The organism is Lacrimispora sp. 210928-DFI.3.58, from assembly GCF_020554865.1.
GTDB lineage: Bacteria > Bacillota > Clostridia > Lachnospirales > Lachnospiraceae > Enterocloster.
Map to the genome: position 1 here is coordinate 1 of NZ_JAJCIC010000009.1, position 12,191 is coordinate 12,191.

Annotated in this window: 10 protein-coding genes; all 10 read left to right on the forward strand. The window is 54.4% G+C overall.

Annotated elements, in window-relative coordinates; genetic code table 11:
- The first annotated feature begins 201 nt into the window (after nucleotides 1–201).
- The 10 genes from LIZ87_RS07470 to LIZ87_RS07515 all read left to right on the forward strand — a co-directional run bounded on the left by LIZ87_RS07470 (nucleotide 202) and on the right by LIZ87_RS07515 (nucleotide 12,073).
- Entirely contained in the window at nucleotides 202–909 is a 708-nt protein-coding gene (locus tag LIZ87_RS07470) for an RraA family protein (RefSeq protein WP_178317182.1), read from the forward strand.
- Nucleotides 910–950: 41 nt separating this feature from the next.
- The gene (locus LIZ87_RS07475; RefSeq protein ID WP_330664564.1) at nucleotides 951–1,289 is read left to right on the forward strand and encodes a UxaA family hydrolase; all 339 of its coding nucleotides are present in this window, start codon (nucleotides 951–953) and stop codon (nucleotides 1,287–1,289) included.
- Nucleotides 1,282–2,523, forward strand: a complete 1,242-nt coding sequence (locus LIZ87_RS07480) for a UxaA family hydrolase (protein WP_227146102.1) — start codon at nucleotides 1,282–1,284, stop codon at nucleotides 2,521–2,523. The genes LIZ87_RS07475 and LIZ87_RS07480 overlap by 8 nt, the downstream gene beginning before the upstream one ends.
- A gap of 206 nt (nucleotides 2,524–2,729) precedes the next feature.
- Nucleotides 2,730–3,530, forward strand: coding sequence for an SDR family NAD(P)-dependent oxidoreductase (locus LIZ87_RS07485; protein WP_227146105.1), 801 nt, complete (start codon nucleotides 2,730–2,732; stop codon nucleotides 3,528–3,530).
- A gap of 134 nt (nucleotides 3,531–3,664) precedes the next feature.
- Nucleotides 3,665–5,071, forward strand: a complete 1,407-nt coding sequence (gene uxaC, locus LIZ87_RS07490; protein WP_227146108.1) for a glucuronate isomerase — start codon at nucleotides 3,665–3,667, stop codon at nucleotides 5,069–5,071.
- A gap of 8 nt (nucleotides 5,072–5,079) precedes the next feature.
- Nucleotides 5,080–5,955, forward strand: a complete 876-nt coding sequence (locus LIZ87_RS07495) for an alpha/beta hydrolase (RefSeq protein WP_227146110.1) — start codon at nucleotides 5,080–5,082, stop codon at nucleotides 5,953–5,955.
- A 404-nt stretch (nucleotides 5,956–6,359) separates the two neighbouring features.
- A complete protein-coding gene (locus tag LIZ87_RS07500; protein WP_178317164.1) occupies nucleotides 6,360–7,154 on the forward strand; it encodes an FAD binding domain-containing protein in 795 nt (264 codons plus the stop codon).
- Complete coding sequence (locus tag LIZ87_RS07505; RefSeq protein WP_178317165.1) at nucleotides 7,151–7,618, forward strand: (2Fe-2S)-binding protein; 468 nt, start codon at nucleotides 7,151–7,153, stop codon at nucleotides 7,616–7,618. The genes LIZ87_RS07500 and LIZ87_RS07505 overlap by 4 nt, the downstream gene beginning before the upstream one ends.
- Nucleotides 7,618–9,951, forward strand: coding sequence for a xanthine dehydrogenase family protein molybdopterin-binding subunit (locus LIZ87_RS07510; protein WP_178317166.1), 2,334 nt, complete (start codon nucleotides 7,618–7,620; stop codon nucleotides 9,949–9,951). The genes LIZ87_RS07505 and LIZ87_RS07510 overlap by 1 nt, the downstream gene beginning before the upstream one ends.
- 10 nt (nucleotides 9,952–9,961) lie before the next feature.
- Nucleotides 9,962–12,073: a sigma-54 interaction domain-containing protein gene (locus tag LIZ87_RS07515; RefSeq protein ID WP_178317167.1), complete on the forward strand. Its 2,112-nt coding sequence runs from the start codon at nucleotides 9,962–9,964 to the stop codon at nucleotides 12,071–12,073.
- Nucleotides 12,074–12,191: the final 118 nt, after the last annotated feature.

Below are 12,191 nucleotides of genomic sequence, written 5' to 3' on the forward strand. Positions count from 1 at the left end.
AAGACTGGTGGACGCATTTGGTATACCTGAATACATGCCGCCTATCCGGCGGCAGAATTTTCATAGTAAACCTACATGCGTCCAGCGGGCGGACGCGCCGCCGCGCCACGAAAGACTGGTGGACGCATTTGGTATACCTGAATACATGCCGCCTATCCGGCGGCAGGATTTTCATAGTAATAACAGAGAGGTGTTTTACATATGGCACAATGGAAAAATGACGAAGAATTGTTTGCATTGATGAAAGAAAAGCTTTATACCCCGGTAGTGGGAGATATTCTGGATCAGATGGGCTATAAGCACCAGTTCCTTCCGGCTGGGATCCGCCCTCTGGAGGCCCTTGTACCGGCAGATGCCTATATTGACCGCAGCGAGCCGGACAACCGGTTGAAGATCGCAGGCTATGCCTGCACGGTCCTGGAAAATGATGTGTTTGAAAATCCGAAGAAGCCCTTTGGCTATCTGACAGAGGCTTTGGACCAGTTAAAGCCGGGAGAAGTCTATATTGCCACAGGCGCACATCACAGCGCCCTCTGGGGCGAGCTCCTCACAGCTACCGCAAAGGCAAGAGGGGCTGTGGGCGCTGTGCTGGATGGCTACAGCAGGGATACGCCTCAGGTGTTGGGACAGAATTTCCCGGTATTCTGCACCCAGTGCTGGGCTCAGGATTCCTCTGTCCGCACCTATGTGTGTGATTACCGCTGCACCATCGAGATCGGCCAGGTGACGATCCATGACGGGGATCTGGTGTTCGGTGATATTGACGGCGTCCTGATCATTCCGAAGGACATGAAGGACGAGGTGATCGAGAAGGCGCTCATCAAGGCCTCCGGGGAAAAGAAAGTCCGCAAGGCAATAGAGGGCGGTATGTCTGCAACCCAGGCATTTGCAGAGTTTGGGATATTGTAGGGTTCGGGCAGCGGGACACAGGCTGGAGCAGGATGATGGATATGGAAAAAGAGATAACAGCATTTCAGATTGATTTACAGGATAATGTGGCGACCATGCTTTCAGAGGCAAAGGCGGGGGAACAGGTAAGGCTGATCGGCGACTGCCATGAGGCAGGGCTTGCGGCAGCCACAGACATTCCCACAGGCCACAAGATCGCCCTTAAGGATATCCGGGCAGGCGAGGATATTGTGAAATACGGCGTTGTGATCGGGCGGGCCACGGCAGATATCCCCAAGGGGAGCTGGGTGCACCTGCATGTCATGCACAGCATCTACGATGAGAGATCCAGTCATCTGGATGTGAAGACAGGCGCGCCGAAGGATACAAAATATGAGTGAGGATGAAACGATGAAGCTGACGGATTTAACCTGGCAGGGCTACCAGAGGAAAAACGGAGCGCCTGGCATCCGCAACCGGGTGCTGGTCATTTATACGGTAAAATGTTCCGAGTTTGTTGGGCAAAGGATCGTGGAACAGGCAGGACATCCGGATGTGGAGCTGGTAGGCTTTGACGGATGCACGGACAATCAGTATGCGGTGGATCTGATCATCAGCCTGATCCGCCATCCGAATGTAGGCGCCGTCCTGGCAGTGGGACTGGGCTGTGAATACATACAGCCGGAATGGCTGGCCGGTATTGCCGGGAAGGAGGGTAAGCCTGCCTGCTGGATGTTCATCCAGAATGAGGGCGGAACCAGACAGACCGTGGAAAAGGGCACGGCCTGGGTGAGGGAGGCTTTAAAGGAGCTTGAAAAAACGCCGCGTGTGGAAATGGGATTTCGGGATCTGGTGATCGGCGCAGAGTGCGGCGGCAGCGACTATACCAGCGGCCTTGCAGGCAATGTGGTCGTGGGGCGGTTCTATGACAAGCTTGTGGACATGGGCGGCACAGCCATATTTGAGGAGATCGTAGAGGCCATTGGACTTGACAGGCTGCTTACAGAGCGGGCGGCGAGTGACAAGGTCCGTGAGGAGATCCGGTACACCTATGATAAAGCATTGGATTACTGCAAGTCCGTACGCCAGTATTCGGTCAGTCCCGGCAATTTCGCAGGAGGGCTTTCCACCATTGAGGAGAAGAGCATGGGGGCTGTCGTCAAGAGCGGTTCCAGGCCGATCCAAGGGGTACTTAAGGTTTCAGTGCCACCTGCGCACAGCGGCCTGTGGCTCCTTGATTCAACACCGGATCCGCATTGGATGCAGTTCGGGATCACGAATCCAAATGACAATGAGGGATTAATGGATCTGGTAAGCTGCGGGGCCCACATCGTATTTCTCGTGACTGGACGTGGAAATGTGGTAGGAAGTGCAGTCTCCCCCTGCGTCAAGATCACCGGGAATCATGCTACCTACAGGCGGATGGAGGAGGACATGGACTTTGATGCCAGCCCCATCCTCACAGGGGAAATGAGCCAGGATGAGATGGCTGTGAAGCTGGCGGAGTATGTGGCTGCCACAGCGGCCGGAAGGCCGACAAAGAGCGAGGCATTAGGACACAGGGAATATTACATTCCCTATAAATATCAGGAGAAGCAGGTCGCCTTTAAGCGGGCCTGCGAGGAATTATCATAGCAAACCTACATGCGCCCGGCGGGCGGACGCGCCACCGCGCCATAAAAAATTGGCGGGCGCATTGGGCATACCTGAATTTATGCCGCCTGTCGGCGGCGGACATTTCATAGTAACCTACATGCGCCCGGCGGGCGGACTTGGCATACCTGAATACATGCCGCCTGTCCGGCGGCAGGATTTTTATAGTAAAGACAGGAGGAAGGACAATGGCTGCATTTACAGCAGAAGAAATGGAACAATTTAAAATGGCAAACTGGTATGATCTTTCGGGCCAGGTTGCGATCGTGACAGGAGGGTCCACGGGTCTGGGCCTTGCCATTACGCGCTGCCTTGTGAGCGCCGGGGCAAAGGTCTGCGTTGTCAGCTTTGAGACACCGGAGCAGGCAGCAGAGGCTCTGTCTGAGTTTGGAGATAAGGCAGAGTTTTACCAGTTTGATATCACAGACACCGCCCATGCACAGGAGCTGGTGGACAGGATCGTGGCAGAGCAGGGCCGCGTGGATATTTTGATCAACAATGCGGGAAACCACTGCAAGAAATTTATCTGGGATATGACCGTTGAGGACTATAAGAGAGTCCTGGAGGTGCATCTGGTGGGATCCTTTGCAATGACAAAGGCCGTTGTTCCCTACATGAAGGATCAGAAGAGGGGACGCATCGTATTCCAGGCAAGCATGACAAGCTATATCGGACAGCCGCAGGTAGCTGGCTATTCTACTGCAAAGGCAGGCTTCCTGGGACTCATCCACACACTGACAGCCGAGCTGGCAGAGTATGGCGTGACAGTCAATGCCATTGCTCCTGGCTGGATCGACACCCCCATGTTCCACAAGGCAGTGGACAATGACCCGCCGCGCCTGGCAAAGATCATGGGCAGGATCCCTGCAAAGACGGTGGGAGATCCCATGGATGTGGGCATGTGCGCAGCCTTTTTGTGCAGTGATGCAGCCCGCTATATCAGCGGAAGCTGTATACCGGTAGACGGCGGAGCTTTGATCGGATTCTAAATCCGGAGGGGAAACCTCCATGCGCCCGGCGATCGGACGCGCCGCCGCATCATAAAAGTCTGGCGGGCACACTTAACATAACTGAATACATGCTGCCTATCGGCGGCGGACATTTCATAGTAAGGAGAGGGAACATGAATACAAGATTTGATGAGGAGCTGTTTCTCACAAGCAAAACAGGAAGAGAGCTTTACCACAAATACGCAGAAAAGCTTCCGGTCATTGATTATCACTGCCACCTGCAGCCCTCCGAGATCTATGAGAACAAGGAGTTTGAGGATCTGGGAGAAATGTGGCTTCGGGGCGACCACTATAAGTGGCGCGCCATGCGTACCTTTGGGATCGATGAGAAATATATCACAGGGGAGGCCAGCTACCACGACAAGTATCTTGCCTTTGCCGCCATCCTTCCGAAGCTTATCGGAAATCCCATTTATATCTGGTGCGCACTGGAACTAAAGCGTTATTTCGATATTGATGAGCCGCTTTCCGGTGAAAATGCAGAGGAGATCTACCAGAGGACCACGGCAATGATACGGGAACAGCACATGACCCGCCGCTGGTGCATGGAGCACTCCAATGTAAAGCTGGTGAGCACCACAGAGGATCCTGTCGATGATCTGCGCTACCACATTGCCCTAAAGGAGGAAAAGATGTTTACCAGAGTGATCACTGCCTTCCGTCCGGATAAGGCAATGTTTCTCCTCCTTGATACATTTGCAGATTATATGGACCAGCTTGAGCAGGTGTCGGGCATTCCGGTTGTTTCCTTTGAAACCATGTTGGATGCTCTGGAGGCAAGACTGCGCTTTTTCCAGGAGACCACAGGCACCACAGTCAGCGATGACGGCATCCCCTATTTTACTTGGGCAGATTACAGGCCGGAGGAAGTCGAGGCGATCTTCCGAAAGGCCAGGGCAAATGAACCCATAAGCGCCCACGAGGCAGATCAGTACCAGAGCGCCTTCCTCTATGAGATGGCCCGCCGCTATCACAGGAACGGCTATGTGATGCAGCTGCATATCGGAACCTATCTGGATGCCAATACAACAGGAGTGAAAAATGTAGGACAGTCCACGGGCTTTGACTGTGTTGACGACCAGTGCTCCGTCACCAGTGTGGGAGAGCTGTTAAACCGCCTGACCATTGCAGGGGAGCTGCCGAAGACCATCCTCTATCCACTGGACGGAACAAAGATCGAGGCCTGGGCCATCCTTGCAGCAGGCTTTTGCGACAATGGTGTAAGAGCGAAGGTACAGCTGGGGGCTCCCTGGTGGTTTAATGACCAGGCATTTGGCATAAAGCGTCAGTTTGAGTCCTGTGCAAACCTCTATCCCGTCAGCCTGTCTGTGGGCATGCTGACAGACAGCCGCAGCTTTATCTCCTACCCGCGCCATGAGCTGTACCGCAGGGTACTCTGCAATTATTTTGGCGAGCTGGTGGAGAGAGGGGAATACTTCTCCGGCGAGGAGGCCTTAAAGCAGGTGATCGAGGATGTCTGCTTCAACAACGTAAATGAATTCTTTGGATTTCAGGTGTGATGGAAGAGATGAGCAGGTTGGAGGATAATATCAGACTGGCTGAGGCGGGGACGAAAGGCGCGTCTGTTTCACAGGAGTGGAAAGGAAACATCATCATCTGCCCCGGCGGCGGATACCAGTGGCATTCCCCAAGGGAGGCCGGGCCTGTGGCCGAGGCCTTTGCAGGGGCGGGCTGGAAGCCGTGGATCCTGTACTACCCGGTTTTGGATAAGGAAGAGACCGGGGGAGAAGCGCCGGAAAGAGCCGCAGAAGCAAGGGCAGTACAACAAAAAGCCGGGAGGATAGAAGCGGGCGGGGGTGGAGAATGCCTGGGCATTGCCCCGCTCCTCCATGCGGCTTCTGCCGTGAAGCGCGTGCGGGAGGACTGGCCTCATAAGCCGGTGATCCTTTGCGGCTTTTCTGCCGGAGGCCATGTGGCGGCAAGCCTGGGCGTGCATTGGAACGACAGCAGCCTGTTTTCCGAAGAAGAGCAGAGATGCATCCGCCCGGATGGGCTGGTGCTGTGCTATCCTGTGATCACGTCTGGGCTCTATGCTCATCAGGGCAGCATGAAGATGCTGGCCGGAGAGGAGGACTCCCGAAGGGACTATTTCAGCCTGGAGCGCTACGTAAGCTCCCAGACGCCCCCTGCATTTATCTGGCATACGGCTGCCGACAGGGACGTGCCTGTGCAGAATACGCTCCTGTTTGCAGAAGGCCTGGCAAGAGAGGGAGTCCCCTTTGAGCTTCATATTTACCCTGAGGGGGAGCACGGCCTGTCCCTTGCCACAAAGGAGGTGGAGGAGCCTGCCAAAGGACGGTTTGCAGATGTCCATGTGGCTGGCTGGTTTGGACAGTGCGCAGAGTGGCTGGACAGACAGAGGAAGAAAGAACAGGGATCATAGTATTTGATATCAGGCAGGAGGCAGGCCGGTTTACGGCGGGCCTCCTGCTTTTACGTTTCGGGTACTATTTCCAATTCCGCTATCTTGGTAACAGTTCAGACGGCTGCCGGGAGCGCCAGCCGCCCTCCCGGCAGCCGTCTGAACTGTTATCTATCTTGCAAAAGAATAACGATAAATGTAGAAAATACAAGGATTTCATGCTATAATGCATCTGCCTGTCACGGCTTTTTGAGGGTATGGTACCTGGAAGCTGTAAAAATATGGGTTATGAGAAGCTGCAAAGCAGATTCTCAAAAAAGACGCGTTTTGTGCACCGTAAATCCGATTATGAGGTTCACGAAGCGGTTCTCATAATATGATTGTTTAAATGGATAAGGGATTTGCATTTACGAAAGGAGAAATCAGTGTTTCGAGCAGATGACTATGTGAAAGTGGAGAATCTGGGAGAGGCCTATGAGCTGTGTCAGAAGCGCAGCAGCCTGGTGGTAGGCGGCATGGTCTGGATGAAGATGACAAATATTACAAAGCGTACCATTGTAGATCTGTCCGGATTGGGACTTGACCGGATTGAGGAGACAGCGGATGGGTTTTCCATCGGCTGCATGTGTACCCTGCGCCAGCTGGAGAAGCACGAGGGGCTGAACAGCTATTTTAACGGCATTTTTAAGGAATGTACAAAAGGTATCGTAGGTGTACAGATGCGGAACTGCGCTACGGTAGGGGGGAGCATTTACAGCCGTTTTGGATTTTCCGACATTCTTACCTGTATGATGGCCCTGGATACTTATGTGGAGCTTTACCATGAAGGCAGGATCCCGCTGACAGAATTTGCAGCCCGGCCTGTGCGCAGGGATGGAAAGGATATCCTGGTACGTATTGTGATCAAGAAGGATGGAAGAAGGGCGGCCTATGCCAGCCAGAGAAATTCAAAGACCGATTTCCCGCTGATCGCATGCTGTGTTTCCCGTCTCGGCAGCCGCTGGTTTGTGGCGATTGGGGCGAGACCTGCCAAGGCCAGGCTGGTGTGCATTACGGAGGATGATTTTGATACGCTTCCCAGGATGGCGAAGGAGGCTGCGGATTCCTTTACCTATGGAAGCAATATCAGAGGGAGCGGGGAATACCGGAGGACGCTTGCAGCCGTGTATACCCGCCGCCTGATGGAAAGCCTGACAGGAAGGAGTGTGAGCCGGTCATGAATATCAGTTTTCGGTTAAATGGAAAACAGGTCCAGGCAGATGTGAAGCCGGATATGGTGCTTTTGGATCTGGTGCGCCAGCTGGGCTGCTACAGCGTAAAAAGGGGCTGTGAGACGGCAAACTGCGGCCTCTGTACCATATGGATGGATAATACCCCAATCCTTTCGTGCTCCACTCTGGCAGTGAGGGCCCAGGGCCGCCATATCACCACGCTGGAGGGCGTGCAGAAGGAGGCGGAGGAGTTCGGAATGTTCCTTGCCAGGGAGGGCGGAGAGCAGTGCGGCTTCTGCAGCCCCGGATTTATCATGAACGTGCTGGCAATGGAAAGAGAGCTTACCTCCCCAAGCGAGGAAGAGATCAAGGAATACCTGTCCGGAAACCTGTGCCGCTGCAGCGGCTACATGTCCCAGCTGCGGGCGGTAAAGAAGTATCTGGAATATAAGCAGGAAGGGGGAAAAGCGTGATGGAAAGCCCATATATCAACCCTTTGACAGGAAAACGGTTCCGCGTGGTAGGTGCACCCCTTGTGAAGAAGGACGCAAAGGCGCTTGTGACGGGAAAACCGGTGTATGCAGATGATCTGGCCCCAAAGGACTGCCTGATCGTAAAGGTGTTAAGGAGTCCCTATGCCCATGCGCTGATCACGGACATTGACTGCAGCGTTGCCTCCAGGATACCGGGGATTGAATGTATCCTGACCTGGAGGGATGTGCCCCAGAAGCGCTTTACCATGGCAGGCCAGACCTTCCCGGAGCCCAGCCCCTACGACAGGCTGATCTTGGACCGCCGTCTGCGCTTTGTGGGAGATGCAGTGGCGATTGTGGCAGGTGAGACAGAGGCGGCAGTGGACCACGCCATGCGCCTGATCCGCGTAAAATACCAGGTTCTGGAGCCTGTTCTGGATATGCATGATGCAAAGGACAGCCATATCCTGGTGCATCCGGAGGATAACTGGCAGTCCCTGTGCAATGTGGGGGCTGACAACAGCAGGAATCTCTGCGCCTCCGGCTGTGAGGAGCATGGGGATCTGGAGGCTGCATTTGCAGGCTGCAGCCATGTTGTGGACAGGGTCTATCACACAAAGGCAAACCAGCAGGCCATGATGGAAACCTTCCGGGCATTTACCTATATGGATGTATATGGCCGCCTGAATGTGGTGGCTTCCACCCAGATCACCTTCCATGTACGCCGCATCATGGCAAATGCCCTGGATGTGCCGAAGTCAAAGATCAGGGTCATCAAGCCCAGGATCGGCGGAGGGTTTGGCGCAAAGCAGACAGTGGTGGCTGAGGTTTATCCTGCCATTGTCACCATAAAGACGGGAAAGCCGGCAAAGATGGTCTACAGCCGCTATGAATCCCAGATCGCCTCCTCACCCCGTCATGAGATGGAGGTGCGCGTAAGAGTGGGCTGCGATGACAATGGCATCCTGCAGGCCATGGACGTGTATACTCTGTCAAATACAGGCGCCTACGGCGAACATGGCCCGACGACCGTGGGACTTTCCGGCCATAAGGCCATCCCTCTTTATGGGACGCCAAAGGCCTTCCGCTTTGCATACGATGTGGTGTACACCAACCGCATGTCTGCCGGGGCCTACCGGGGCTACGGCGCTACCCAGGGCATCTTTGCAGTGGAGTCTGCTGTCAGCGAGCTTGCAGCAAAGATCGGCATGGACCCTGTGAAAATGCGGCAGCTCAACATGGTAAGGCAGGGAAATGTCATGCCTGCCTACTATGGAGAGACAGCAAACAGCTGTGCCCTGGACCGCTGTGTGGAGCGGGTAAAGAAAATGATCGGCTGGGATGAAAAATATCCCAGAAAGGATATGGGAAACGGAAAGGTGCGCAGTGTAGGCCTGGCCATGGCAATGCAGGGCTCCAGTATCGCTGGCGTGGATGTGGCAGGCATTACCATGAAGGTCAATGACGACGGATTTTACAGCATGACCATTGGTGCAGCCGATATGGGAACGGGCTGTGATACCACCCTGGCCCAGATCGCAGCAGAATGCCTGGACTGCGATGTGGACGATATTGTGGTTTACGGCGTGGACACTGACATTTCTCCTTATGATTCCGGCTCCTATGCCTCCAGTACCGCCTATCTCACAGGCATGGCTGTGGTAAAGACATGTGAAACTCTGAAGAAAAAGATCATGGACAAGGCTGCCAAGTATCTGGAATGCAGCACGGAAGAGTTGGAATTTGACGGACGTGTTGTCCGCAAGCTTTCACCGGAAGAGGATGGAAGCAGGAAGGAGATCTCCCTGAAGGAGATCGGCAACCGCGTCATGTGCTTTAACGAGGATGCCCTTCAGGCCACAGAGTCCCATACTTCCCCGGTATCTCCGCCTCCCTTTATGGCAGGAGCAGCAGAGATCGAGGTGGACAAGGAGACCGGCCATGTGGAGCTCATCCGCTTTGCGGCAGTGGTGGACTGCGGCACGCCTCTGAATATTAACCTGGCAAGGGTGCAGACAGAAGGAGGCCTGGTGCAGGGGATCGGCATGGCTCTGTATGAGGATGTGACCTACTCTGCCGCAGGACAGGTGTACGAAAATTCCTTTATGCAGTACAAGCTGCCCAGCCGCCTGGATATCGGGGAAGTGCAGGTGGAATTTGAGTGCAGCTATGAGCCCACAGGACCCTTTGGTGCAAAGTCCATTGGAGAGATCGTGATCAATACGCCGTCTCCGGCTATTGCCAACGCTGTGTACAATGCAGTGGGCGTGCGCATCCGGGAGCTTCCGATTACTGCAGAAAAGGTATTTATGGGAATGCAGGAGGTACAGTAGGAGGGGAAACATGGCAAAGAAGGTTGCGGTGATCGCTCTTGACCCCATGGCGAGCCGATTTTATGGGAAGCAGGTCCAGGAGCTGTTCGGGGAATACGTGGAGGTAAAGTCCTACAGTGTGCTGGCAGGAACGGTCTCCCAAATGGAGCGGTCAGATCTGTATCTTATGTCTACGGATGCATTTGACAACAGGGAGGATGTGCCCCAGTATATCCCTATTGACGCCCAGATCAGCGAGATCCATGTGAGCTATCTCTGGGAAGTGGTGAAGAGGCTTCAGGCGATCCCGGCCGGTACAAAGGCCTTGTTCGTGAACCTGACAGAGAAGATGGTGCGCGAGGCCACGGCAGGCTTAAACCAGCTGGGAGTGAACCATCTCCAGTTCATTCCCTTTTATCCCGGAGCAGATCCGGCGGCGGCCGAGGGCATTGACCTGGCGGTCACCCCGGATGAGGAGCGGTATGTCCCGGCTGGAATGAAGCAGGTGATGAACATCGGACAGCGCTGTCTGACCTCGGGGACCATGATTGAGGCAGCCTTGAAGCTGGGGCTGGAGGAGCTGTTGGAGACACGTCCTTTCCAGGAGTATTTTTCCAGCATTGCCACCAATACCTACAGCTTTGACCTTATGTTTGCCAGGACCAGGCGTCTGGAGAGCCAGTTTGATATCCTGATGGAGATCCTGGATGAGGGCATCATCGGTATCAATGAGCGGGCGGAGCTCTTTGCCATGAATGAGAAGGCGGAGGAGATAACAGGCCTTAAGCGTTCTCTGGTAATGCACAGGCAGGCCTCCACAGTGCTGGGAAATATTCCCTTTTTAGAATGCTTAAAGACAAAGAGAAAGCTGGAGGCAAAGGTCACCCGCATCAATGGCGCCAATGTGGCAGTCTCTGTCAGCCCCGTTCTGAGAAAGGGAGAATGTATCGGCGCCTTTGCGATCCTGCAGAGGTTTAACGATTCGGAGAACCGCCAAAACGAGCTGCGTAGTCAGCTGCTCCACAAGGGCTACCGGGCCAAATATACCTTTGACGATGTGGTAGGCGATTCGGAAGGGATCCGGAGGACAAAGCAGATCTTGAGGAAGATGGCCTCCACAGAATCCCCGGTGCTGCTGATCGGAGAGACGGGTACGGGCAAGGAGCTGTTTGCAAATGCCGTGCATCTGGCCTCCAGCCGTGCAAAGGGGCCCTTTGTGGCGATCAACTGCGGGGCAATGCCGGAAAACCTGCTGGAGAGCGAGCTCTTTGGCTATGAGGAGGGCGCCTTTACAGGGGCAAAGAAGGGCGGCAGGCCTGGACTTTTTGAGTTTGCCCACCACGGAACCTTGTTCCTGGACGAGGTGGAGGGCATGAGTCCTGCTCTTCAGGTAAAGCTGCTGCGTGTCCTTCAGGAGCATGAGATCATGCGCGTAGGCGGAAACAGGATCATCCATATTGATGTGCGCATTGTGGCGGCAACCAATGAATCCCTGGAGGAAAAGGTCCGGGATGGAAGCTTCCGGAGGGATCTTTACTACAGGCTGAATACTCTGCCCGTTCTCATCCCTCCTTTAAGAGCCAGGGGGGAGGACGTCTTCCTTCTGCTGGAGCGGTTTGGCCGCAAGCTGGGAGGAAGCTTTGTGCTGTCAGAGAAGGTCAAAGGGATTTTCCGGGAATACAGCTGGCCCGGAAATATCAGAGAACTCAGGAATCTGGCAGAGTATTTTACATTTACTGGAAGCCCTGTGATCACAGAGGAGGATCTGCCGCCCACGTTTCTCTATGAGCGGGAAGAGGTGCAGGAAGAGCCTTTTGTCCCTCCAAAGGCGGAGCCGAGGAGGCTGTTTGAGTGGGAGAGGGCCATGGAAGAAAAGGGGATCCTGCCGGAGGCCTACGGCTTTGTGCTTAAGATGCTGTATCAATGGAGCAAGAGCAGAGAGGCTGGCGGGCGGGAGCGGCTTTTGGAGCGCGCCAGGAAAGAGGGCGTAGGCCTTTCCCAGCTGGAGGTGCGGACAGTTTTGGGCGTGTTTAAGGAATACGGCCTGGCCCGCGTGGAGCGTGGCAGAGGCGGAAGCCGGATCACCTCAGCGGGACAGCGTTGCTGGGAGGAGATGGAAAGATACCAGCCTCGGACCAATTAAAACCAAATAGAACCGTATAATGCCATATAGTCAACCATTTGAACACAATTAAGTCCTTTCATGAGACGGATTCATAGAAAGAGAAAGCTTGCTTTTGCTGTAAAAGCAGGCTTTTTTG